The sequence below is a fragment of the Schumannella sp. GW821-FHT10F01 genome (genome assembly GCF_058809295.1).
On sequence record NZ_JBXASM010000001.1, the window covers coordinates 327,476 to 351,479 of the forward strand.

The following is a 24,004-nucleotide window of genomic DNA, read 5'->3' on the forward strand; positions in this document are numbered from 1 at the left end:
GATGCCGGGGGAGCGGACGGCGAGTCATGCTGCGCCTGATCGCGCGTCGGCTGGGATCGGCGGTGGTGCTGACCGTCGTCGTCACCCTGACGACCTTCGTGCTGATCTTCAGCAACGGACCCGGCATCGCGCGCGCCATCCTCGGCAAGGAGGCGACGCAGGAGACCGTGCACGAGAAGGTGGTGCAGCTCGGGCTCGACCAGCCGGTGCTGGTGCAGTATCTGCACTGGCTGGGCGACCTGTTCAGCGGGTCGCTCGGCCAGAGCTACTTCACCCAGGAGCCGGTGACGAGCATGCTCGCCACACGGGTGCCGGTCACGGCCAGCCTCGCGGCGATCATCCTGCTGCTCACCGCCGTCGTGAGCGTGCTCGTCGGCGTCGCCGCGGCCGTCTACGGCGGATGGATCGACCGCGTGCTGCAGTTCCTCAGCGTGCTCGGGTCGGCCGTGCCCGGGTTCATCGTCGCGATCCTGCTCGTGCTCGGCTTCGCCGTGTCGCTGCGCTGGCTGCCGGCGACGGGCTACGTGTCGCCGTCGGTCAGCGTGGGCGGCTGGCTCGTGGCTCTCGTGCTGCCCGTGCTGTCGGTGCTGGTGGGATCGGTCGGCGGGTCGGCCCAGCAGTTCCGAGGGGCCGTCGCCGACGTGCTGAACCAGGACTTCGTGCGCACGCTGCGCAGCCGCGGCGTCAGCGAGCGCCGCATCGTGTTCGGCCACGTGCTGCGGAGCGCCGCCGGCCCGGGGCTCACGATCCTCGGGCTCCAGACGATCGGCCTGCTCGGCGGCGTCGTGCTCATCGAGCGGATCTTCGCCCTCCCCGGCGTCGGCGACCTCACCGTCTCCACGGCGCAGCAGGGCGACATCCCGGCCGTGATGGGCTGCGTGCTCTTCACGATCGTGGTGGTGGTCGTGGTCAACCTGCTCGCGGATCTCGTGGCGGCATGGATCAACCCGAAGGCGAGGGCGGCCGCATGAGCGTCGAGCAGATCGCCGCCGGCTCGGCCGGTGCCGCCCTGTCGGCGGAGGCGCCCCGCCGCTCGTCGCTGGTGCGCCGAATCCTCCGCAGCCCGCTGGCGGTCGTGTGCCTGGTGTTCCTCGCCGCGATCGTCGTGGTCGCGGTGATCGCGCCCCTCATCGCGCCGTTCGACCAGAACCTCACCCGCATCGAGCTCACCAACGCGAAGCCGTTCACGAGCGACTTCGTGCTCGGCGGCGACGCGGCCGGCCGCGACATCCTCTCCCGGCTGCTCTGGGCGACCCGGGGCACGATGCTCGCCTGCGTGGTGGTGCTCGTGGTGTCGGTGCTCGTCGGCGTCACGGCCGGGCTGCTCGCCGGCTTCTTCGGCGGCTGGACCGAGCGCCTCGCCGGCTGGATCTCGGATGTGATCCTCGCGCTGCCCGGCACGGTGCTGCTGATCGCGCTCTACACCGTGATCGGGCCGTCGATCCTCCTGGCCATGGCGGTGTTCGGCCTGCTCATCGCGCCGTCGTACTACCGGCTCGTGCGGGCGGTCGTGGTGCAGGTGCGGCAGGAGCTGTACATCGACGCGGCACGGGTGAGCGGGCTCTCCGACCTGCGCATCATCTTCCGGCACGTGCTCGCCGCCGTGCGCGCGCCCGTCATCATCCAGAGCTCGTTCGTGCTCGCGGCCGGCATCGGCATCCAGGCGGGGCTGGAGTTCCTCGGGCTCGGCAACCCGCGCGACGCGTCGTGGGGCGGCATCCTGCAGTCGTCGTTCCAGGGCATCTACACGAACCCGGGCGCGGTGGTCGCGCCGACCCTGCTCATCAGCATCACCACGCTCGCCCTCGTGCTGCTCGGCAACGCGCTGCGCGACGTGCTGCAGGTGTCGTCGGCGCCGCGCGCCCTCCGGCGCGCCGAGCGGGCGGCGGTGCGCGCGTCGCTCGTCGCAGGGTCCGACGGGCATGGCGGGGAGGGCGCGGTCGAAGGCCGTCCGGCGTCCCCGGATGCGCCGGCCTCGACGCCGGACGCGGGTGCGGCGCTGCTGCGGATCCGCGACCTGCATGTCGCCTACCCGACGGCCGCAGGGGTGAGCGAGGTCGTGCGCGGCGTCGACATCACCGTGCGCCGCGGCGAGATCCACGGTCTCGTCGGCGAGTCGGGGTCGGGCAAGTCGCAGACGGTGTTCTCGGCCCTCGGCATCCTGCCCAGGGAGGCGATCGCGGCGGGCTCGGTGCGCTTCGACGGCGCCGAGCTGCTCGGCGACCGGGCCGCGCTCCGCGCGGTGCGAGGCCGCCGGATCGCGTACGTGCCGCAGGAGCCGATGTCGAACCTCGACCCGACGCTGACGGTCGGGCAGCAGCTCGTGGTCGGGCTGCGCGCCGCGACGACGCTGAGCCGGCAGCAGGCGCGCGGCCACCTGCTCGAGCTGCTGGCGCGCGTCGGCATCCGCGATCCGAAGGGCGTGTTCGACCTGTACCCGCATCAGATCTCGGGCGGCATGGCCCAGCGGGTGCTCATCACCGGCGCCATCGCCGCCGATCCGGACCTGATCCTCGCCGACGAGCCGACCACCGCACTCGACGTGACCATCCAGGCCGACGTGCTCGACCTGCTGCGCGAGATCCGCGACGAGCGCGGACTCGGCATGATCCTGGTCACCCACAACCTCGGCGTGGTGGCAGACCTCTGCGACACGGTGAGCGTCATGCGCGAGGGCCGCGTCGTCGAGACCGCGGACGTGCGGACGCTGTTCGCGAGCCCGCAGCATCCGTACACGCGAGAGCTGCTCGCCGCGACGATGAGCCCGGAGGAGGACGACCGTGTCGCCTGAGCCGCTCCTGCGCGTGCGGGACCTCGAGGTCGCGTTCCCCGCCGGGTTCCGCCGCACCGTGCCGGTGATCCGCGGCGTCTCGTTCGACGTCGCCCGCGGCGAGACGCTCGGCCTCGTGGGCGAGTCCGGGTCGGGCAAGACCACTATCGGGCGGGCGGTGCTCGGGCTCGCACCGGTGACGGGCGGGTCGATCGAGTTCCGCGGCACCACCATCTCGGGCATGCCGCGCGCCCGCCGGCGCCGTGAGGCCGCCGGCATCCAGGTCGTCTTCCAGGACCCCTACTCGTCGCTGAACCCGTCGATGACGATCGCCGACATCCTCGGCGAGCCGCTCCGCGCCGTCGGGCGTCGCGACGCCCGCGGCACCGTCGCCCGGCTGCTCGACGCGGTCGGCCTCCCCGCCGACGCCGGCTCGCGGCTCGCCCGGGAGTTCTCGGGCGGCCAGCGGCAGCGCATCGCGATCGCGCGGGCGCTCGCGCTCGAGCCGGAGCTCATCATCTGCGACGAGCCGACCAGCGCGCTCGACATGACCACGCAGACGCGGGTGCTCGCGCTGTTCAAGGAGATCCAGGAGCGCACCGGCGTCGCCTACCTCTTCATCAGCCACGACCTCGGCGTGGTCCGGCACATGAGCGACCGCACGGCGGTGCTGCTCGGCGGCGAGATCGTCGAGCTCGGCGACGCCGACCGGATCGCGCTCCACCCGGAGCATCCGTACACGCAGCGGCTGCAGGCGGCGACGCCCGTGCCCGACCCGGTCGCGCAGGAGCGCCGGCGCGCCGAGCGGCACCGTCTGCTGGAATCCCAGCGGGTGCTGCTCGAGCAGTCCGGCGCCGACGGCGATCCCTGGTCGGTCGAGCAGACGGCGGCGGCGTCGTGACCGCCGGCGGCCGCATGCGCCTCCCCGCCCGCCACCCGGCACCGACCACCACCCCGACCACCACCCCGACCGGAGAGTGACTCCCGTGTTCGATCCCGCGCTCGTCCAGCGCTTCGAGACCCCGCCCACCGAGTACGGCCCGACGCCGCTGTGGTGGTGGAGCGGCGCCCCGATCACCGAGGAGGGGGTCGCCGACCAGCTGCGGCGCTTCGCCGAGGGCGGCGTCTTCGACATCGTGCTCATGAACCTCGCGCCGTCCGGGCCGACCTACGGCGCGATGCCCGACGACCCCGCGTGGTTCTCGGAGCGCTGGTGGGAGCTGTTCCGCTTCGCCTGCGACGAGGCTCGCTCACGCGGGATGCGTCTGTGGTTCTACGACCAGATCGGCTTCTCGGGCGCGAACATCCAGGGGCGCATCACGGCCGCCCACCCTGAGAGCGCCGGGCGCCGGCTCGCGACGCACGTGGTCGAGGTCGCGTCCGACGGCACGGTGCCGCAGGAGCCGCGCGAGCACCTGCTCGGCGTCTGGTCGACCGAGCCCGACGACGACGGCGGGTGGCCGCGCTGGCGGCTCGACGCCGACGGCCGCATCGCCGACGCGCCCCGGCCGGCCCGAGTCCGCGTCGTCGCCTGGCGCGAGACCGCGTTCGACTACCTCGACCGGAGCGCCGTCGACCGGCTCATGGACTTCGTGCACGGCGAGTACCAGCGCCGGGTTCCCGAGCACCTCGGCAGCACGATCGTCGGCAGCTTCCAGGATGAGCTCCCCGCCATGCCGACCTGGTCGGCGGGGTTCGCCGACCGCTTCGTCGCCGAGACCGGCTACGACCTGCTCGACGTCATGCCCGCCCTGTGGCAGGAGGGATCGGATGCCGCCGCGCGGGTGCGGGCCGACTACCACCGCGTGCGCACGACGCTCGCCGAGGAGGCCTTCTTCCGTCCGATGGGCGAATGGCACCGCGAGCGCGGCATGCTGCTCGGCGCCGACCAGACCAATCCGGCGCGCGCCGGCATCCCGACTCAGAGTCTGCAGCTCTACGGCGACTACTTCGCCACGCACCGCTGGTTCGACGCGGTCGGCAGCGACCACGAGGGCGACGCCCGCGTGCACTCCTCGATGGCCGACCTCTACGACCACGGCCGGGTCTGGGTCGAGTCGTTCCACTCGAGCGGGTGGGGCGGCACGCTCGAGGAGATCTGGGACTGGCTGATCCCGTTCGTCCGCAGCGGCGGCACGCTCTACAACCCGCATGCCAGCTACTACGGGCTCGCCGCCGGCTGGTTCGAGTGGGCACCGCCGTCGACGGACTTCCGGCAGCCGTACTGGGACGTGTACCCGCAGTTCGCGCGGGCGGTGGCGCGCGTGTGCGCGCTCATGACCTGGGGCCGGCACGAGGTCGATGTCGCGCTGCTCTACCCGGCGAGCTCGATCTCCGCCGAGCTGCCGCCGACCCTCCCCGTCGACCACTTCGGCGAAGGCGACATCGGCGCCGAGCACCACGGCGTCGACGCGGCGCAGCGCGCCTACCTGCGGCTCGCCGGCAAGAACGACTGGTTCCGCGCGCAGCCCGGGCTGCTCGACCGCGCCGGCATCGACTTCGACGTGGTCGACGACGACTCGCTCGTCCGCTCGGAGCCGATCGACGGCGCGCTCGCGGTGAACGGCTTCGGCTTCCGCACCGTGCTCGTGCCCGACGTGGAGCGGATGACCGCCGACGTCGCACGTCGACTCACCGCGCTCCTCGACGTCGGCGGCCGCGTGGTCGTCGTCGGGTCGGCCCCCCGGCAGGCCGTGGGGAGCGGGTCGTCCGCCGCCGCTCCGGTGTCCGAGGCCGACGAGGCGGTCGCGGCGCTCGCCGCCCATCCGCGGCTCGAGGTCGTCGCCGATCCGGATGCCGCAGTGCACGCGATCGCGTCCGCGCCGCGCTTCGCCACCGCACCGACCGCGGTGCGCGTCCGCCGCGACGGCGACACGGCCGTCGCGCTCGTGCCCGGTGCCTTCCCCAACGCGACCGCCTTCCCGCTGCGGACCGGCGAGGGCGCGTCGGGCTGGGACGACATCGACTTCGACGCCGCGCGCTACGCCGACGCGATCGAGCTGCGCATCGCGGGGCCGGTCGCCGAGGCCGAGCTCTGGGATCCGGCGACCGGGGCGCGCACCGCGGCCCGAGTGCGCGACGACGGCGACGACTCGATCGTGGAGGTGGACGGCGGTGCGCCGATGACCCTGGTGGTCTGGCGCGCCGGCCGACGCGACGACGCGGCGCCGGCGGACGGCGATCCGCGCGCCGCGGCGACCGGCGACGCGGTCGCGGTGCAGTGGACGCAGGCCCTCGTGCCGACGCTCGACAACCGCCGCGGCGATTTCGCACTGCCTCCGAGCGCGGACGACGTCCCGCTCGAGCTCTGGAGCCTCGACCTCGTCGACGGCGACACGCGCGAGCCGGTGCGGGTGACCTTCGGCCAGGAGGTGCTCGTGGCCGGTCCGATGGCCGCGGCCGACGCGCCCGAGCCGATCGACGCCGCGCGCGCCGAGCGCATCCTCGCGGGCGAGCCGCTCGCGACCGAGCCGGCGTGGACGCTCCAGCGGTTCTCCGCCGTCACCGGCCGCGACGGCGCCACGGGCTCCCGGCAGGACCCGAAGGGCTTCATCGCCGAGGAGCAGCTCTCGCATCCCGCGCCCGCACCCGGCGAGATCGTGGCGCTTCGCACGATCCTGCGCGTGCCGGAGCCGGGGGAGTACGACCTCACCGTCTCGGCGCCGCTGCACACCCGCATCCGCGTCGACGGGCACGCCCTCGAGGCGGACGACGACGGGTACGACACGACCGTGCGGGTCCGGCTCGCGGAGCGCGTCGCCGTGCTGGAGTACGCGATCGAGGGCGATGACGCGCTCGCCGCGGGCGGCCGCGCTCCGTCTCGGATCACGGTCGCGCTCGCCGTCGACCGTGCCGGTCGCCGAGTTCCGCGGCCCGAGTTCATCGGCGCCGGCGACCGCGGCATCGAGGGCGGCACGGCCACCTTCCGCCGCGCGTTCGAGCTCCCGGCCGCGGCCGCGTCCGCCCGGATCGTGACGGGCGCGCCCAACGCGCTCACGGTCCTGCTCGACGGCCGGCCGGTCGCACGCCAGGAGAAGGTCGAGTACTACGAGGGCGGTCTCGGCGAGATCCCGATGTACTTCACACACGAGCTCGGCGCGGTGCCGGCCGGCTCGCACGAGCTGGTCGTGATCGCCGAGGACGTGCGCGCGACGACGCCGCTCTTCGTCGACCTCGTGCTCGCCGCCGGCGACGGCGCGGTCGCGGTGGTGAGCGACCGGAGCTGGTCGGTGGGCGCCGACGCGGGCCCGGTGGTGCTGCTGCCGGAGCGGAGCGGCGGCACCACGCACGCCCGCGCGGCGCGGCGGCCGCACCCGCTGCCGGCTGCCCATTGGCTGACGGGACCGCCGGAGCTCGGCGAGCCCTCCGTCGCCGTCGAGGCCGCGGTCTCGGTGGAGCCCCGGCCGGCCGTCTTCGAGGCGCTCCTTCCGGCCGGCACCGTATCGGTCGAGCTGACGGCGGATGCCGCCGCCGCGGAGGTCGACGGCGTGCCCGCGATCCTCGACGGCCGCACCGTCCGCCCGGCGGTCGTGCCGGACGCACCGGCCCTGCTGCGGGTCGAGCTGCCGCCGCGGCCGTTCGCCGCGGCCGGCGCGGCGTGGGCGGGACCGCTGGTCGTGCGCACGGCGACGGCGCCCGCCCGGTTCGAGGACTGGTCGGACCAGGGCCTCGCGAGCTGGAGTGGCGCGGTGCGGTACGTCGCTGAGGTCGAGACCGACGGCGACGCGCTGCACCTCGACCTCGGGCGCCTCCGCGGCGCCGTCGCGATCGAGGTCGACGGCGCGAGGGTCGCGTCCGCGTTCTGCGCTCCCTACCGCTTCGACCTGTCGGCGCCGGGCGCCGGGCGCCACGAGATCGCCATCACCCTCTTCGGCACCCTCGGGCCGCGCTACGCCGAGGCGACGCAGAGCTCGTTCCACGTGCCGTCCCAGCTCCGCACCGGCCTGTACGGCCCGGTGCGCCTCGAGCGCCGCCCGGCCTCAGCCGGTCCGGCCGCCGCGACCGGAGGAGAGATCCGATGACCACCGCACGACCGGAGGCGGCCGAGCTGCTGCCCGTCCGCACGCGCCGCGCGACCCGGATCGGGCTCGTCTCGGGCGGGCTCGGCGCCTACTGGCCGCAGTTCCCCGACCTCCTGCCGCAGCTGGAACGCTCGGCGGCGTACGTCGCCGAGCGGTTCCGGGCGCTCGATGCCGACATCGTCGACGCCGGGTTCGTCTCGGACGCGCAGGAGGCCGGCGTCGCCGCCGAGCGGCTGCGGGAGGCCGACTGCGACCTGCTCGTGATGTTCGTCGCCACGTACCTGACCTCCTCGATGGTGCTGCCCATCGCCCAGCGCACCGGTGCGCCGGTGCTGGTCATCGACCTGCAGCCCGCCGAGCGGATGGACCACGCCGCGTTCGGCACGGGAGACTGGCTGGCGTTCTGCGGACAGTGCCCGATCCCGGAGATCGGCAACGTGTTCCGTCGCGCCGGCATCCCGTTCCGGTCGGTGTCCGGGTGGCTGCGGCAGGAGTCGGCGTGGCAGCGCATCGGCGCCTGGGTGCGGGCCGCCGACGTGCGGGCACGACTCCGCCGCGCGCGGCACGGTCTGATGGGGCACCTCTACCCGGGCATGCTCGACGTGTCGACCGACCTCACCCTGCTGCCGACGACGTTCGGCTCGCACGTGGAGGTGCTCGAGTTCGACGACCTCCGCCAGCGCGTGGAGTCGGTGACGACGCGGGAGGCCGACGACCGCGTGTCGCTCGCCCGCGAGATCTTCGACGTCGACCCGTCGGTCGACGACGAGGACTTCGCGTGGGGCGCCCGGGTCTCCGTCGGCCTGGACCGGCTCGTCGACGACTTCGAGCTCGACAGCCTCGCCTACTACCACCGCGGGCTCGACGGCGAGCAGCACGAGCGCCTCGCCGCGGGCATGATCCTCGGCGCATCCCTGCTGACCGCGCGCGGGATCCCCGCGTCGGGCGAGTACGAGCTGCGCACCACGGTGGCGCAGCTCATCACCCAGGTGTCGGGTGCCGGCGGCTCGTTCTGCGAGATCCAGGCCCTCGACTTCGAGTCCGGCGTGGTCGAGATGGGGCACGACGGTCCCGCGCACCTCGCCGTGTCGGCCCGCGACCCGCTGCTCCGCGGTCTCGGGGTCTATCACGGCAAGCGCGGCTGGGGCGTGTCGGTGGAGTTCGACGTGCGGCACGGCCCGGTGACCCTGCTCGGCCTCGGCCAGGACCGCGACGGCACGCTCGCGCTCATCGCGTCGGAGGGCGAGGTCGTACCCGGCCCGCTGCTGGAGATCGGCAACACCACGTCGCGCGTCGACTTCGCCCGCGACCCGGGGGAGTGGGTCGACGAGTGGAGCCAGACCGGCATCGGCCACCATTGGTCGCTGTCGATCGGGCACCGCGCGTCCGACTACCGCGCCGTCGCCGACCTCCTCGGGGTTCCGTTCCGCCGGGTCTGAGCGCGGACTGCCGGCGGCCGTGCGACGTGCCCCGGCACGTCGTGCAGCAGAGGAGCTCGCGCGCGGGTGAGTCGGTCTGCCTCAGGCGACCGGCGGACCGGTCACATCGAAGCGGGTGAGCACGCCGCGGTGATCGCTCGGCCAGACAGCGCGGGTCTCGACGATGTCGTCCGCGCTCTCGTCGATCACGCGGGCGCCGCGCACGACGGAGGTGCGGGGCCCGACCACGTGCACCTCCGTCAGCTCGAGGCGGCGATCGGGCGCGAAGAGGACGAAGTCGATCCGGTCGCGCTCGTCGGCCTCGGCCGACCAGGTGAGGTCGGCGAGGTCTGCTGCAGACGCTCCGGCGGGCCAGGTGTACCCGGGGTGGGTGACGGGATCCGGGTGCGCGGCCCGCCAGGCATCGACGAGTCCTGCATCCTCGAGCACGCGGGTGGTGGGCCACGGCACGACCGCGCCGTGATGGTCGGCCCGGTCGGCGGTCGCACTCGTCCAGTCCCGGGCCGACGGCTCGTTGAAGTCGCCGCCGACGACGACCAGCCGACCCCGTGCCCGCTCGGCCGCGGCGTCCGTGACGAGCTCGCGCGCGCTCTCGACCCGGCCGGAACGCGCATCGACGGCGAGGATCGCGTCGACGTCGGTGACCGGGCCGTCGAGCCGGCCCCAGGCCGACCACGCCGGCGGGGTCCCTGCCGACGGGCCGCCCGCGCCGTAGCCGCGTGGCAGGTTCTCGGCGTACCAGCGGTACTCCAGGTGGCCGCCGTAGACGGCCGCCTCGGTGCCGTCGACATCGACGACGACCTTCGTCCAGCGCTCGCCGACCGGCGCCCGCTCGATGATCGGCAGGCGCGAGATCACACCGGTATCGGTGTCCGTCGCCGCGTGTTCGCCGGTCGGCACCCAACCGAGCGCGTGCGCGATGGCCGTCGTCGCCTCACCGCGTTCCGGCAGCAGCGCGATGTCGGCGCCGACCTCCCGGATCACCGCGGCGGCGTGCGCCACCCCGTCCGGGACGCGCGTCGCGCCATGCCAGAGATTGAAGGCGAAGACCGTCAGGGTGGTCGTGACTCCGGTGTCCACGCGACCATCATCGCCGGTTCCGGCGGATCGCCGTTCTGCGGTCAGTGGGGGCCGCAGGAGTGACGGAGCACCAGCTCGCCGACGAAGCTCTCGTGGCGGGGTTCGCCGAGGTCGAGCAGCCGCGACACGGAGGCCTCCGCCATCTTCTCGATGGGCTGCCGCAGCGACGTCAGCGACGGCCACGCGTACTCGGCCTCCCACGATCCGTCGAAGGAGACCACCGCGACATCCTCGGGCACTCGCAGGCCGGCCTCGTGGAGGGCGCGCAGCAGGCCGAGGGCGATCATGTCCGACGCGGCGAACACCGCGGTCGGGCGGTTGGCGAGCTGCGTCAGCAGCCTCCCGGAGGCGTAGCCGCCCTCGCGGGTGAACGGGGTGGCGATGGCGACGCGCGAGTCGACGCCGGCTTGCTCGCACGCCTGGAGCCAGCCGACATGGCGGAGCTCCGGCGGGGTCTCGAAGGTCTCTCCGAGGAACGCGATGTCGCGGTGCCCGTGGTCGAGGAGATGGCGCACGGCCGTGATGGCTCCGGCGAGCAGGTCGGGGCCGATGCTGTGGACCCCGGCCACCGGACGGGCCATGTTCAGCTGGAGCCACGGCACGCCGACGGCGTCGAGGCGCTGGGGCTCGACCGCCTCGCCGGGGACGATGAGCACTCCGTCGACCTGCCGGGCGGCGAAGTCCCTGACGCGCTGCAGCATGGAGCTCGTGCCGGTGGAGGACATCTGGAGCGCGTACCCGCGGGCGGACGCGCTGTCCTCGACGGCCGAGGCGAACTCGGTGAAGAACGGATTGGTGAACACCCGGTTCTCACCACCAGGGGCGATGAGCGCGAAGGTGCGCGTGGATCCGGATCGGAGAGCTCTGGCGGACAGGTTCGGCTGGTAGCCGAGCTCGGCGACCGCCTGCAGGACCCTGCGGGCGGTCGCCGGTGCCACGGACCCGCCGCCGTTCAGCGCGTAGGAGACGACCGCGTCACTGACACCCGCTCGAAGCGCGACGTCGCGCCGGGTCGCCTTCCGACCGAGCTGGGGGTCATTGCTCACGCGATCCGCCTCCTCGCGGTCACTGTACGGCGTCGAGTGCGACGGCGGCGGGCAGCGGACTGCCGACCGGGACCGGGGCGTCGCCGAAGTCGGGGATGGGGAGCCGCTCGCCGCCGCGACGTGCGGATTCGAGCGCGACCTGCCCCGGGAGCGTGTAGCGGGCCGCGACCCAGGCGTTGACGGTCGGCAGGGTGCGGGTGCTGACGGCGTGGATGAAGTCGTCCGCGAGCAGCTGGTGGCTGCCCTCATGCCCGTTCGGGGCCACCGCGAAGCTGTCCGGGAGCCGGACCGTGAGGTCGTCGTGGATTGGGGCATGGCCGCTGACGAACGCGCTGCGCAGCGCCGGCGACACATCGGCGAGCAGCGGGTCGTCCTCGGAGAGCGTGGGCCTCGTCGCGATGAGCTCGGACACGTCGGTGGCGCCGTGCTTGTCCTGCCAGAGCGAGGTGGTGGCCAGCTGCTCGAAGCTGCCGTCGGTGCCGAAGAAGCGGAATCGGCTCTCGCGCAGGTGCGAGGGGTATCCGACGCGACGGAACTCGTTGATGCGCATCGACCCGCCCTCGCTGAGCTCGAACAGCGCGGTCATGTTGGAGAAGTCGTTGCCGAACATGCTGACCGACTCGTCGAACACGCCGTCGTCCAGGTGGTCGCGCATGCCGATGCAGCTGACGCTCGTGGCGTGCTGCGGGATCGCCCCCAGCACCCCGCCGATGGAGTGCGTCGGGTACCACATGGGGGGATACGAGGCGGTGGCGCGCCAGTCGTCGCCGCCGCTGAAGCGGTAGGCGTCGTAGAAGCCGAGGTCCATGTCGTGCAGGTAGTCGCCCTCGAGGTAGAAGACCCGTCCGAACGCGCCGTCGGCGACCTTCTTCCTCGCGAAGACCGTCGCCGGGTTGTACTCGCTGGTCTCGCCCATCATGTAGGTCAGCCCGGTCTCCTCCACGGTGGTGATGATCTCGGCGATCTCGTCTGCGGTGACCGCCATCGGCACGGCGGAGTAGACGTGCTTGCCGGCCCGAAGGGCGCGGACGACGAGCGGACCGTGGGTCCACCGCTGGGTGAAGATCGCGACGGCGTCGATGCCGGGATCGGCGAGCATCGCGTCGAGGTCGGGATACGTGCCGGCGAGTCCGACGTCCCGGACGAGCTTCTCGGCACGCGCCGGGATGACGTCGGTGGCGTACACGGCCGAGATGCCCGGATGCAGCTGGAACAGGGAGGCGAAGTGGGCGGAGAACTGTCCCGCGCCGACCATGCCGAGGGTGAATGCCATGGATCTTGGCCCTTCGTCGTGCGCGCGGCCGCATCGGCGTGACCGCGTCGGTCGGTCAGTCTCACATCACGACTTACCCGCGTCAACCCTGCAATCGCGAGGCTTGCCGTTCTGAACTTACTCGGGTAAGTTTCCCGACCACGGCCGGTTGGCCGCTTCCGACTCCCCTGGAGAAGACGACGATGAAGTCACGTTCCCTCGCCGCGCTCGTTGCGGCCGGCGCCGCGGTCACGGTCGCGGCTGCACTGTCCGGATGCAGCGCATCCGGTTCCGGATCCGGCGATCAGACCCTGGAGTTCCAGACGGCGCAGTCGTCGGACTCGCCCCTCTACGCCGTGCTGAAGACCCAGACCGCCGCGTTCGAGAAGCAGCACCCCGGTGTCACCATCGACCTGAAGACCGGCGGCAACGACTACGAGTCCCAGATGAAGGTCCGCCTCGCGGCCCGCAACGCCCCCGACCTGTGGGCTACCCACGGATGGTCGCTGCTGCGATACGGGTCGTTCCTCGCGCCGCTGGACGAGGAGAAGTGGGCGAAGAACTTCAACGAGGTGCTCGCACCGGCGATGAAGGACGGGTCGGGGCACTTCTACGCCCTTCCCGTCACCGCCGCCACGTCGGGGCTGATCGTGAACACGACCGTGCTCGAGCAGGCCGGTGTCGACCCCGCGACGCTGGACACCTGGTCCGGCGTCGAAGCGGCCGCGTCGAAGGTGAAGGCGGCCGGGGTGACGCCGTTCTACCTCGCCGGCTCGAAGGACGGCTCCGCCGGCAACGTGATCGACTGGCTCGCTCCGGGCGCGTTCAGCGACAAGCAGCTCGACGAGTTCTCCGCCGGCGAGTTCCAGGACGGGGCCTACCAGGATCTCCTCGATGTGCTGAACACGATGCGCACCGACGGGTGGACCAACCCGGACTACACGTCCGCTACCGGTGACGACATGGCACGCGCCCTGGCCGAGGGCAAGGGCGCGTTCGCGCTGTCGAGCAACTCGCTCATCAACTCCGCCTGGAAGTACGCACCCGACGCGAAGCTGACGTACATCCCGGTGCCTCCCGTCACCGGGAACGGCGACCCGTACCTGATCGGCGGCGAGGACACCGCCTTCGGCGCGTCGAAGGCCGGGAAGCACCTCGACGTCGCGAAGCAGTACCTGGCGTTCCTCGCGCAGCCGGAGAACATGACCGCGCTGGCGAAGGCGGTCGGGAACCCCCCTGGGCTGACCGACGCGACGGCGGACCTCGGACCGCTGACGGCGCCGTACGAGGAGTACGTCAAGTCCGGCGCAGTGCCGCTGCACCCGTTCTTCGACCGCGTCTCGCTGCCGAACGGCATGTGGGACACCGTCGTGACGACCGCCGATGGCGTCATCGCCGGGCAGACCAGCCCGGCTCAGGGCACGGAGAAGATGGCCGGCGACTTCGCCACGTTGTACAAGCAGTCCAAGTAGCACCGACCGGGCGCGGGCGGCCGGATCAACGGCCTCCCGCGCCCGGCCTCGACGAGGAGGAGACCCGATGACCGCCGCCGCTCCGGCGAGAACCGCCGCACTGCCCCGCGCGCCCCGCCGGCGCGCGTTCCGGGGCGCGAGCGTGAACCTGCTCTACCTGCCCGCGCTGGTGCTGTTCGGGGTGTTCACCATCTACCCGCTGTTCCGCGGGCTCTCCCTGTCGTTCACGGACTGGGACGGCTACAGCCCCGAGAGCGCCTGGGTGGGCCTGGACAACTACGCCCGGCTGTTCACGGATGAGACCTTCCGATCCGTGCTGGGCGTGACGTTCGTCTACGGCATCGGCTCCACCGTCCTGCAGCAGGTCCTCGGCCTCGGCCTGGCGCTCGCACTGGATCGGAAGATGCGGGGGCGCGCCGTGGCTCGCACGATCATCTACCTGCCGGTGCTGGTCTCCCCGATCGTGATGGGCACCTTCTACTACCTGCTGTTCCAGTACAACAACGGCACGCTGAACGACATCGTGGTCGCGTTCGGCGGGCAACGGCAGGCGTGGCTGGCGAACCCGGGCGCCGGGGTATCGATCATCGTGGCCGTCAACACGATCCAGTTCGTCGGCACGTCGATGATCATCTACCTCGCGGGGCTCCAGTCCATCTCGCCCGAGTACATCGAGGCGGCGACGCTCGACGGGGCCTCCGCCGGCCAGCGGTTCCGATTCGTGGTGCTGCCGCTCCTGCAGCCGGCCTTCGCGACCAGCGTGGTGCTGAACCTCATCGGCGGCTTGAAGCTGTTCGACGTCATCCAGATCCTCACGGGCGGCGGCCCGGGGACCTCGACCGCGTCGGTGTCGACGCTGATCGGCAAGACGTACTTCGCGAACCAGGCCGCGGGCTACTCCGCGGCGATGGGCGTCGCCCTCTTCCTCATCATCGCGGTGCTGACCGTCGTCGCGAACGCCGCACTCAACCGTCGACGACTGGAGCAGCTGTGAATGCCGCACTTCCCCGCCGCCTGGTCGGCATGGCGATCGGCGCGTTCGTGCTCGTCGTCGTCCTCATCCAGCTGGTGCCGTTCTACGTCGCCCTCACGACGTCACTGAAGTCGAAGACCGACCTGTCGCCGCAGCTCTCGTTCCCGTTCGGCTCGGTCGACTGGGCGAACTTCGGAGCCGCGATCGAGCAGGCCGGCATCCTCCGCGCCATGGGCAACAGCGCGGTCATCGCGATCGTCTCGACGCTGCTGGTCTGCCTGATCGGCGCGTTCGCGGCATACCCGCTCGCCAGACGGGCGTCGGGTCTCAACCGCGGCATCCTGGCGCTCATCGTCGGGCTGATGATGGTGCCGGCGCTGAGCATCCTCGTTCCGCTGTACAGCCTGCTGGCGGACCTGGGGGCGCTGAACACGTACTGGGGCGAGATCCTCGTGATGGTCACCGGGGGACTGCCGCTGAGCATCTTCCTCTACGCCTCGTTCATGCGCACCCTGCCGATCTCGGTCGAGGAGGCCGCCCTCATCGACGGCGCGAACCGATTCCAGCTGCTGCTCCAGGTCGTGATCCCGATGCTGCGTCCGGTGACGGCCACGGTGGCGATCATCACCGGCGTCGGCGTCTGGAACGAGTACGCGATGTCCGGCTACATCCTGACCGATCCGTCGACGAGGACCATCGCACCGGCGATCGCCTCGTTCTTCTCCCTGCAGACCAGCAACCTCCCGGCGGCGACGGCGGCGTCGCTCATCGCGGTGGTGCCGGTCGTGGTGGCCTACCTCTTCCTGCAGAAGTACTTCGTCCGCGGGCTGGTCGGCGCGGAGAAGTAGGCCGCCCCCCGGGCGGCGGTGCGCGGGAGCCCCCCTCCGCGTAGGGATGCCGTGAGGCTTCCGCCGCGGGCCGTATGGCTTCCGTTAGGACGGCCGCCGGCGGTGCCGCGGGAGTGTTCCATCGGACTCGCGCCTCGTGCGCCCGGCCTCCCGATCGGGATGCTCGTCCTCTCCCGGATCGGAGTCCTGCTGTGCTCGACGTCGTCTACGTGCTCGGCGCGATCGCCCTGTTCGTGATCGTCGCCCTCGTCGGAACGGCGGTGGAGAAGCTGTGATCGTCTTCGAGCTGATCGCCGCCGCGCTGGGTGTCGCCGCCATCGTCTATCTCGTCATCGCCCTGGTGAAGCCGGAGCGGTTCTGATGCCCGACACGTCCGCCCCGGCGATCCTGTTCGGCGTCCTCTCCCTGCTGACGGTCGTCCTCGTGCTCGGCGTGCTGCACCGCCCGTTCGGCGACTACATGGCGCGCGTCTACACCGGCTCCAAGGATCTGCGTCTCGAGCGCGGCATCTACCGCGTGCTCGGCGTCGACAGCCGCGCCGAGCAGTCCTGGCCGGCGTACCTGCGGGCCGTGCTCGCGTTCTCGCTCGTCGGCGTGCTGATCGTCTACCTGCTGCAGCGGGTGCAGCAGTGGCTGCCCTACTCGCTCGGCCTCGCGGCGCCGTCCGAGCACCTCTCGTTCAACACGGCGATCTCCTTCGTCACCAACACGAACTGGCAGTCGTACTCGCCGGAGCTCACGCTCGGCTACACGGTCCAGCTCGCCGGCCTCGCGGTGCAGAACTTCGTGTCCGCTGCCGTCGGGATCGCCGTCGCCGTCGCGCTGGTCCGAGGGCTCGCGTACCGGAGGTCCGGCACGATCGGCAACTTCTGGGTCGACCTGATCCGCGGCACGTTCCGCATCCTGCTGCCGCTTTCGGTGGTCGCCGCGATCGTGCTCATGGTCGGCGGCGTCATCCAGAACTTCAACGGGTTCACGGATGTGACGACGATCGCCGGCGGCACCCAGAGTCTCCCCGGCGGGCCGGTCGCCTCGCAGGAGGCGATCAAGCTGCTCGGCACCAACGGCGGCGGCTTCTTCAACGCGAACTCCGCGCACCCGTTCGAGAACCCGACCGCGTGGACGAACCTGCTCCAGGTCGTGCTCATGCTGATCATCCCGTTCTCGCTGCCGCGCACGTTCGGCACGATCGTCGGCGACCGCCGCCAGGGCGCCGCGATCCTCGCGGTGATGGGCCTGCTGTTCCTCGCCTCGCTGGTCATCCTCAGCGCGCTCGAGCTCGGCGGCCACGGCACCGCGCCGCAGCTCGCCGGCGGCGCGATGGAGGGCAAGGAGACCCGCTTCGGCATCCTCGGGTCGACGCTGTTCGGCACGACGAGCACCGGCACGTCGACCGGCGCCGTCAACTCGATGCACGACTCGTACACGGCGCTCGGCGGCATGCTGCCGATGCTGAACATGATGCTCGGCGAGGTCGCCCCCGGCGGTGTCGGGTCCGGGCTGTACGGGATGCTCATGCTGGCCGTGATCGCGGTGTTCGTCGCCGGCCTGCTGATCGGACGCACCCCCGAGTACCTCGGCAAGAAGATCGGGCCCCGCGAGATCAAGCTCGCGAGCATCTACATCCTCATCACGCCGGCGCTCGTGCTGCTCGGCACGGCGCTGAGCTTCGCCATCCCGGCGGTCCGTGCGGATGTCGAGAAGACCAGCATCTGGAACCCCGGCGTGCACGGCCTCTCCGAGGTGCTGTACGCCTTCACCTCGGCGTCGAACAACAACGGCTCGGCGTTCGCGGGGCTCACGGCGAACACGCCCTGGATGAACACCGCGCTCGCGGTCGCGATGCTGCTCGGCCGGTTCCTGCCGATCGTGTTCGTGCTGGCGCTGGCCGGATCCCTCGCGCAGCAGGACAAGGCACCGGCCACCGCGGGCACCCTGCCCACCCATCGCCCGCAGTTCGTCGGCCTGCTCGTCGCGACGACGATCCTCGTCACCGCGCTCACCTTCTTCCCCGTTCTCACGCTGGGTCCCCTGGCGGAAGGGCTGTCCTGATCATGTCCACCACCCTCACTCCGACCGGCGCGCCGAGTCCGGCGCCCGCCGCCCCGCAGTCCGACGACCGCGCGCCCCGCGGCGCGTTCTCGTGGTCGCAGCTCGTCTCCTCGCTCCCGGGCGCGTTCCGCAAGCTCGATCCGCGCCTCCAGTGGCGCAACCCCGTCATGTTCATCGTCTGGGTCGGCGCGCTGCTCACCACGGCCCTGGCGATCGCGGAGCCGTTCCTCGGCGGGCCTGCCGAGTCGGGCGGCACCGCCGTGCCCGGATCCTTCACCTGGGGCATCGCCGTCTGGCTCTGGCTGACCGTGCTGTTCGCGAACCTCGCGGAGGCGGTCGCGGAAGGGCGCGGCAAGGCGCAGGCCGACACGCTCCGCCAGACGAGGACGAGCACGGTCGCCCGCCGGGTCGCCGACTACCGTCCGGATGCCGATGCGGGCGCGACCGGCGCGCGGATCGAGGAGGTCTCCTCCGCCGACCTGCGACTCGGCGACGTCGTGGTCGTCTCGGCCGGCGAGCTCGTGCCCGGCGACGGCGACATCGTCCAGGGCATCGCCAGCGTCGACGAGTCGGCGATCACCGGCGAGTCCGCCCCCGTGATCCGCGAGTCCGGCGGCGACCGCAGCGCCGTCACCGGCGGCACCCGGCTGCTCTCGGATCGCGTCGTCGTGCGCATCACCTCGAAGCCCGGCGAGACGTTCGTCGACCGGATGATCGCGCTCGTCGAGGGCGCCTCCCGCCAGAAGACGCCCAACGAGATCGCCCTGTCGATCCTGCTCGCGTCGCTGACGATCATCTTCGTCGTCGTCGCCCTCACGCTGAACCCGATCGCGTCGTACGCGGCGAAGCCCGTCAGCATCACCGTGCTCATCGCACTGCTCGTCTGCCTGATCCCGACGACCATCGGCGCGCTCCTCAGCGCGATCGGCATCGCCGGCATGGACCGGCTCGTGCAGCGCAACGTGCTCGCCATGTCCGGCCGCGCCGTCGAGGCGGCCGGCGACGTCACGACCCTGCTCCTGGACAAGACCGGCACCATCACCTACGGCAACCGACGGGCGAGCGAGTTCGCTCCGCTCTCGGGCGTGTCCGCCCACGAGCTGCGCGACGCCGCGCGTCTGTCGTCCCTCGCGGATCCGACCCCCGAGGGCTCCAGCGTCGTCGAGCTCGCCGGCGGTCCCGTCGATGCGCCCGCCGGCGCACAGGTGATGCCGTTCACGGCTCAGACGCGGATGAGCGGCCTCGACCTCCCGGACGGCGGTGCGATCCGGAAGGGAGCGACGTCGGCGGTCACGGAGTGGGTGGGTGAGGCGTCGACGAGCCCAGCCGTCCGTGCGGAGCTGGACCGGATCGTGACCCGCATCTCGCAGTCGGGCGGCACCCCGCTCGTCGTCGCGACCCGGACCGCGTCCGGCGAAGGGCGCATCCTCGGCGTCGTGCACCTCAAGGACGTCGTGAAGGACGGACTCGTCGAGCGGTTCGCCGAGCTCCGCGCCATGGGCATCCGCACCGTCATGATCACCGGCGACAACCCGCTCACGGCGAAGGCGATCGCGGCCGAGGCCGGTGTGGACGACTTCCTCGCCGAGGCGACGCCGGAGGACAAGCTGGCCCTGATCCGCACGGAGCAGGAGGGCGGCAGCCTCGTCGCGATGACCGGCGACGGCACGAACGACGCCCCCGCGCTCGCGCAGGCGGATGTCGGCGTCGCGATGAACTCCGGCACGTCGGCCGCGAAGGAGGCCGGCAACATGGTCGACCTCGACAGCGACCCGACGAAGCTCATCGACATCGTCCGCATCGGCAAGCAGCTGCTCATCACCCGCGGAGCCCTCACCACGTTCTCGATCGCCAACGACATCGCCAAGTACTTCGCGATCATCCCGGCGATGTTCATGGGCGTGTTCCCCGGGCTGGCGGCGCTGAACATCATGCAGCTGCACTCGCCGGCGTCGGCCGTGCTGTCGGCGGTCATCTTCAACGCGATCGTGATCGTGCTGCTCGTGCCGCTCGCCCTCCGCGGCGTCCGCTACCGCGCGCTGAACGCGTCGAAGACCCTCGGGCGCAACCTGCTCGTCTACGGGGTCGGCGGCATCGTCGCGCCCTTCATCGGGATCTGGCTCATCGACCTGCTCGTGCGCCTCATCCCCGGCTTCTGAGCCGCGCGTCCCGAAGAACGAGAGAGAGAACATGAACGCCTCCACCCGATCCACCGGACGCACCGTGTGGGTCGCCGTCCGCGCGATGGCGCTGCTGACCGTCGTGCTCGGCATCGTCTACACGCTCGTGATCACCGGTGTCGGCCAGCTGATCCTGCCCGCCCAGGCGAACGGGTCGCTCATCCGGCAGAACGGGAAGACCGTCGGCTCGTCGCTGATCGGCCAGTCGTTCAGCACGAAGGACGGTGATCCGCTGCCCGAGTACCTGCAGCCTCGACCCTCGGCGGCCGGCGATGGCTACGATGGCGGCGCGTCCTCCGGCTCGAATCACGGCCCGGAGAACGCCGACCTGATCAAGGCCATCGCCGAGCGGAAGCAGCAGGTCGCCGAGTTCGACGGCGTGAGTGAGGACCAGGTGCCCGTCGACGCCGTCACCGCCTCCGCATCCGGGCTCGACCCGCAGATCAGCCCCGAGTACGCGGCCATCCAGGTGGACCGCATCGCCGACGCGCGCGGCATCTCCGCCGACGAGGTCGAGAAGGTCATCGCGCGGTACAGCCGGGGGCGTGACGCGGGCTATCTCGGCGAGCCGACAGTGAACGTCCTCCAGGTCAACGCCGCGCTCGACGCGCTGGCGGACTGAGCACATGATCCGGGGGCGGCTGCGCATCCTGCTCGGCGCCGCCCCCGGCGTCGGCAAGACCTACACGATGCTGGAGGAGGGCCGGCGCCTCCGCGACGAGTCGAAGGACGTGGTCGTCGCCGTGCTCGAGACCCACGGCCGGGCGGCGACTGCCCGCGTGGCCGAGGGACTCGAGGTGGTCGAGCGTCGACGCATCGAGCACCGCGGCGTCGAGCTCGACGAGATGGACGTCGACGCGGTGCTGGCACGGCATCCGGACCTCGCCCTCGTCGACGAGTACGCCCACACGAACGCGCCGGGGTCTCGGCACGACAAGCGCTGGCAGGACGTCGAGGAGCTGCTCGACGCCGGCATCTCCGTCATCACGACCGTCAACATCCAGCACATCGAGTCGCTCAACGACGTGGTGGAGCAGATCACCGGGGTCCCCCAGCGGGAGACCGTGCCCGACGAGGTGCTGCGCAGCGCCGACCAGATCGAGGTCGTCGACCTCGCCCCCCAGGCCCTCCGAGACCGGCTGTCGGGCGGCTTCGTCTATCCGGCGGAGCGCGTCGATGCGGCGCTGTCGAACTACTTCCGGCTCGGCAACCTCACCGCGCTGCGCGAGCTCGCGCTGCTGTGGCTGGCGGATGAGGTCGACCAGGCGCTGAAGACCTATCGCGACGAGCACGGCATCGACGCGACCTGGGAGGCGCGCGAGCGCGTCGTCGTCTCGCTCACCGGAGGGCCTGAGGGCGAGACGCTGCTCCGTCGCGGCGCGCGGATCGCGGCCCGGTCCGGCGGCGGGGAGCTCCTCGCGGTCCACGTCAGCAGCCAGGACGGGCTCAGCGGGCCGAACCCGGCGGCGCTCGCCCAGCAGCTCGACCTGGTCGAGAAGCTCGGCGGCACCTTCCACCAGGTCGTCGGCGCGGACATCCCGCGTGCGCTCGTGGACTTCGCCCGCTCGGTCAACGCCACCCAGCTCGTCATCGGCGTCAGCCGCCGCAGCCGTCTCGCCGCCCTGCTCACCGGACCCGGCATCGGCGCCACCGTCATCCGCGAGGCCGGCAACATCGACGTGCACATCGTCAACCACGGCGCGGCCGGCGGCCGGTTCACGCTCCCGCCGCTCGGCGGCGCGCTGACCCTGCGGCGGCGGATCGCGGGCTTCGTGCTCGCGCTGCTCGGCGGACCGCTGCTCACCCTGCTGCTGCTGACCTTCCGGTCGCCGGACTCGATCACGAGCGATGTGCTCAGCTACCAGCTGCTCGTCGTCGTCGTGGCGCTCACCGGCGGCATCTGGCCCGCGCTCATGGCCGCCGTGCTCTCCGGCGTCACGCTCGACTTCCTCTTCGTCGAGCCCTACAACACCATCACCATCGCGCGGCCGACCCACCTTCTCGCGATCGTGCTCTACGTCGTCATCGCGATCCTCGTCAGCGTCATCGTCGACCGCGCCGCGCGCGAGAGCCGTGCCGCCCGGCGGTCCGCCGCCGAGTCGGAGATGCTGCAGACGATCGCGGGCAACGTGCTGCGGGGGCAGGATGCGCTGCAGGCGCTCGTCGACCGCACGCGCGAGGCGTTCCGGCTCGACGGCGCGCGGGTCGTCGACGACGCGGACCACGGCGGGCACGTCGACGACGGCGTCGTGGCGAGCAGCGGGGAGATCGAGCCCGCCCGCACGCCGGCCACCGTCACGGTCGGCGACCGCGCTCGGCTCGAGCTCTACGGCAGGGATCTCGCCGCCTCCGAGCGCCGGCTGCTCGCGGTGATCGCGGCCCAGCTGCAGGCCGTCATCGACCACCGCGACCTCGCGGAGGTCGCGAGCGAGGTGGCGCCCCTCGCCGCGACCGACCGGGTCCGGAGCGCCCTGCTGTCGGCGCTGAGCCACGACCTCCGTCGTCCGCTCGCGGCCGCGATCGCCGCCGTCAGCGGACTCCGCGCGGCCGGCGACGCGCTCGACGGCGGCGATCGCGAGGAGCTGCTGCTCACCGCCGACGAGAGCCTCGGCACGCTCGCGGCGCTCGTCACCGACCTGCTCGACGTGAGCCGGCTCCAGGCCGGCGTCCTGGCCGTCTCCGCTGGCGACATCGACCCGGCGGACGCGATCGCCCCGGCGCTCGACGAGCTCGATCTCGGTCCCGGCCAGGTCGAGGTCGACCTCGATCCGGAGGTCCCGGGCGTCCGCGCCGACCCCGTGCTGCTGCAGCGCGTGATCGTCAACCTGCTCGTCAACGCCGTCCGGCACTCGCCGCCCGACCGGCCGGTCCGCCTCACGACCAGCGGCTTCGGGGGCGCCGTCGAGATCCGCGTCGTCGACCACGGTCCCGGCATCCCGGCCGAGCGGCGCGATGATGTGTTCGTGCCCTTCCAGCGGCTCGGCGACACCGACAACAGCACCGGCCTCGGTCTCGGCCTCGCGCTGTCGAAGGGCTTCGTCGAGGGGATGGGCGGCACGCTCACCCCCGAGGACACCCCGGGAGGCGGCCTGACGATGGTGGTCTCGCTGCCGGCGGTCGCTCCGGCCGGCGCGGGCGCGGGTGCCGAGGCGGAGACATGACGAGCATCCTCATCGCCGATGACGACCCGCAGATCCTGCGTGCGCTCCGCATCACGCTCGGCGCCCGCGGCTATGACATCGTCACCGCGGGGAACGGCGCGGAGGCGATCTCAGCTGCCGTGGACCACCTGCCGGACCTCGTGATGCTCGACCTCGGAATGCCGAAGCTCGACGGCGTCGAGGTCATCCAGGCCATCCGCGGCTGGTCGCAGGTGCCGATCCTCGTCGTCTCCGGCCGCACCGGCGCCGCGGACAAGGTGGAGGCGCTCGACGCCGGGGCGGACGACTACGTCACCAAGCCGTTCTCGATCGACGAGCTCCTCGCCCGGGTCCGCGCGCTCACCCGCCGCGTCCCGCACGCCGAGTCCGTCCCCGCGGTCACGTTCGGCGACGTGACGGTCGACCTCTCCTCACGCAGCGTGACCCGGCGGATCGCCGGGGAGACGCGCGTGGTGCGGCTGACGCCGACCGAGTGGCAGTTCCTCGAGCTGCTCATCCGCAACCCCGGCTCGCTCGTCACCCGGCAGACGATCCTCAGCACCATCTGGGGCCAGGCGCACACCCGGGACACCGGGTATCTCCGCCTCTACATGTCGCAGCTTCGCCGCAAGCTCGAGCAGGACCCGACCGCCCCCGAGCACCTGCTCACGGAGGCGGGGATGGGGTACCGGATCGTGCTCGATCCGGCCGACGAGCCCTAGCGGAGAGGC

17 protein-coding genes are annotated in these 24,004 nt (G+C 72.1%); 14 read left to right on the top strand and 3 right to left on the bottom strand.

Going from position 1 to position 24,004, the window contains the following annotated elements; all coding sequences use genetic code 11:
* The first annotated feature begins 26 nt into the window (after window positions 1–26).
* The 5 genes from AC1RSJ_RS01705 (at window position 27) to AC1RSJ_RS01725 (ending at window position 9,230) form a co-directional block, all read left to right on the top strand.
* Window positions 27–971: an ABC transporter permease gene (locus tag AC1RSJ_RS01705; protein ID WP_493116587.1), complete on the top strand. Its 945-nt coding sequence runs from the start codon at window positions 27–29 to the stop codon at window positions 969–971.
* The gene (locus AC1RSJ_RS01710) at window positions 968–2,791 is read left to right on the top strand and encodes a dipeptide/oligopeptide/nickel ABC transporter permease/ATP-binding protein (RefSeq protein WP_493116588.1); all 1,824 of its coding nucleotides are present in this window, start codon (window positions 968–970) and stop codon (window positions 2,789–2,791) included. The genes AC1RSJ_RS01705 and AC1RSJ_RS01710 overlap by 4 nt, the downstream gene beginning before the upstream one ends.
* Window positions 2,781–3,671 carry an ATP-binding cassette domain-containing protein gene (locus tag AC1RSJ_RS01715; protein ID WP_493116589.1) on the top strand — a complete coding sequence of 297 codons (891 nt, stop codon included), beginning with the start codon at window positions 2,781–2,783 and terminating at the stop codon, window positions 3,669–3,671. The genes AC1RSJ_RS01710 and AC1RSJ_RS01715 overlap by 11 nt, the downstream gene beginning before the upstream one ends.
* Window positions 3,672–3,756: 85 nt before the next feature.
* Entirely contained in the window at window positions 3,757–7,791 is a 4,035-nt protein-coding gene (locus tag AC1RSJ_RS01720) for a hypothetical protein (RefSeq protein WP_493116590.1), read from the top strand.
* Window positions 7,788–9,230, top strand: coding sequence for an arabinose isomerase (locus tag AC1RSJ_RS01725; protein WP_493116591.1), 1,443 nt, complete (start codon window positions 7,788–7,790; stop codon window positions 9,228–9,230). The genes AC1RSJ_RS01720 and AC1RSJ_RS01725 overlap by 4 nt, the downstream gene beginning before the upstream one ends.
* Before the next feature lie 81 nt (window positions 9,231–9,311).
* Here AC1RSJ_RS01725 and AC1RSJ_RS01730 read toward each other — a convergent pair whose 3' ends face one another.
* From AC1RSJ_RS01730 to AC1RSJ_RS01740, 3 genes are read right to left on the bottom strand one after another with little or no spacing between them, the layout of a single operon-like run.
* The gene (locus AC1RSJ_RS01730; RefSeq protein WP_493116592.1) at window positions 9,312–10,310 is read right to left on the bottom strand and encodes an endonuclease/exonuclease/phosphatase family protein; all 999 of its coding nucleotides are present in this window, start codon (window positions 10,308–10,310) and stop codon (window positions 9,312–9,314) included.
* Window positions 10,311–10,351: 41 nt separating this feature from the next.
* Window positions 10,352–11,356, bottom strand: a complete 1,005-nt coding sequence (locus AC1RSJ_RS01735) for a LacI family DNA-binding transcriptional regulator (RefSeq protein WP_493116593.1) — start codon at window positions 11,354–11,356, stop codon at window positions 10,352–10,354.
* A 19-nt stretch (window positions 11,357–11,375) separates the two neighbouring features.
* Window positions 11,376–12,629, bottom strand: coding sequence for a Gfo/Idh/MocA family protein (locus tag AC1RSJ_RS01740; protein WP_493116594.1), 1,254 nt, complete (start codon window positions 12,627–12,629; stop codon window positions 11,376–11,378).
* A 182-nt stretch (window positions 12,630–12,811) separates the two neighbouring features.
* Between AC1RSJ_RS01740 and AC1RSJ_RS01745 the strand changes: the two genes are divergently transcribed.
* The 9 genes from AC1RSJ_RS01745 (at window position 12,812) to AC1RSJ_RS01785 (ending at window position 23,995) form a co-directional block, all read left to right on the top strand.
* Window positions 12,812–14,080: an ABC transporter substrate-binding protein gene (locus AC1RSJ_RS01745; RefSeq protein WP_493116595.1), complete on the top strand. Its 1,269-nt coding sequence runs from the start codon at window positions 12,812–12,814 to the stop codon at window positions 14,078–14,080.
* A 67-nt stretch (window positions 14,081–14,147) separates the two neighbouring features.
* Entirely contained in the window at window positions 14,148–15,074 is a 927-nt protein-coding gene (locus AC1RSJ_RS01750) for a carbohydrate ABC transporter permease (RefSeq protein WP_493116596.1), read from the top strand.
* Between the two features lie 29 nt (window positions 15,075–15,103).
* Window positions 15,104–15,901, top strand: a complete 798-nt coding sequence (locus AC1RSJ_RS01755) for a carbohydrate ABC transporter permease (protein ID WP_493116597.1) — start codon at window positions 15,104–15,106, stop codon at window positions 15,899–15,901.
* A gap of 271 nt (window positions 15,902–16,172) precedes the next feature.
* Entirely contained in the window at window positions 16,173–16,262 is a 90-nt protein-coding gene (locus AC1RSJ_RS01760; RefSeq protein WP_493116598.1) for a potassium-transporting ATPase subunit F, read from the top strand.
* Window positions 16,262–17,953: a potassium-transporting ATPase subunit KdpA gene (kdpA, locus tag AC1RSJ_RS01765; RefSeq protein ID WP_493116599.1), complete on the top strand. Its 1,692-nt coding sequence runs from the start codon at window positions 16,262–16,264 to the stop codon at window positions 17,951–17,953. Before AC1RSJ_RS01760 ends, kdpA begins: the two co-directional genes overlap by 1 nt.
* Before the next feature lie 2 nt (window positions 17,954–17,955).
* Complete coding sequence (gene kdpB, locus AC1RSJ_RS01770) at window positions 17,956–20,112, top strand: potassium-transporting ATPase subunit KdpB (protein ID WP_493116600.1); 2,157 nt, start codon at window positions 17,956–17,958, stop codon at window positions 20,110–20,112.
* Between the two features lie 31 nt (window positions 20,113–20,143).
* Complete coding sequence (gene kdpC, locus AC1RSJ_RS01775; protein ID WP_493116601.1) at window positions 20,144–20,755, top strand: potassium-transporting ATPase subunit KdpC; 612 nt, start codon at window positions 20,144–20,146, stop codon at window positions 20,753–20,755.
* A 4-nt stretch (window positions 20,756–20,759) separates the two neighbouring features.
* A complete protein-coding gene (locus AC1RSJ_RS01780) occupies window positions 20,760–23,294 on the top strand; it encodes a sensor histidine kinase (RefSeq protein WP_493116602.1) in 2,535 nt (844 codons plus the stop codon).
* Window positions 23,291–23,995: a response regulator gene (locus tag AC1RSJ_RS01785; RefSeq protein ID WP_493116603.1), complete on the top strand. Its 705-nt coding sequence runs from the start codon at window positions 23,291–23,293 to the stop codon at window positions 23,993–23,995. The genes AC1RSJ_RS01780 and AC1RSJ_RS01785 overlap by 4 nt, the downstream gene beginning before the upstream one ends.
* Window positions 23,996–24,004: the final 9 nt, after the last annotated feature.

Excerpts from the sequence above, each read along its gene's own strand:
- AC1RSJ_RS01780 (WP_493116602.1), top strand. The coding sequence starts at position 20,760 with ATGATCCGGGGGCGGCTGCGCATCCTGCTCGGCGCCGCCCCCGGCGTC.
- kdpC (WP_493116601.1), top strand. The coding sequence starts at position 20,144 with ATGAACGCCTCCACCCGATCCACCGGACGCACCGTGTGGGTCGCCGTC.
- AC1RSJ_RS01755 (WP_493116597.1), top strand. The coding sequence starts at position 15,104 with ATGGCGATCGGCGCGTTCGTGCTCGTCGTCGTCCTCATCCAGCTGGTG.
- AC1RSJ_RS01725 (WP_493116591.1), top strand. The coding sequence starts at position 7,788 with ATGACCACCGCACGACCGGAGGCGGCCGAGCTGCTGCCCGTCCGCACG.
- kdpB (WP_493116600.1), top strand. The coding sequence starts at position 17,956 with ATGTCCACCACCCTCACTCCGACCGGCGCGCCGAGTCCGGCGCCCGCC.
- AC1RSJ_RS01705 (WP_493116587.1), top strand. The coding sequence starts at position 27 with ATGCTGCGCCTGATCGCGCGTCGGCTGGGATCGGCGGTGGTGCTGACC.
- AC1RSJ_RS01745 (WP_493116595.1), top strand. The coding sequence starts at position 12,812 with ATGAAGTCACGTTCCCTCGCCGCGCTCGTTGCGGCCGGCGCCGCGGTC.
- kdpA (WP_493116599.1), top strand. The coding sequence starts at position 16,262 with ATGCCCGACACGTCCGCCCCGGCGATCCTGTTCGGCGTCCTCTCCCTG.
- AC1RSJ_RS01710 (WP_493116588.1), top strand. The coding sequence starts at position 968 with ATGAGCGTCGAGCAGATCGCCGCCGGCTCGGCCGGTGCCGCCCTGTCG.
- AC1RSJ_RS01750 (WP_493116596.1), top strand. The coding sequence starts at position 14,148 with ATGACCGCCGCCGCTCCGGCGAGAACCGCCGCACTGCCCCGCGCGCCC.
- AC1RSJ_RS01785 (WP_493116603.1), top strand. The coding sequence starts at position 23,291 with ATGACGAGCATCCTCATCGCCGATGACGACCCGCAGATCCTGCGTGCG.
- AC1RSJ_RS01740 (WP_493116594.1), bottom strand. The coding sequence starts at position 12,629 with ATGGCATTCACCCTCGGCATGGTCGGCGCGGGACAGTTCTCCGCCCAC.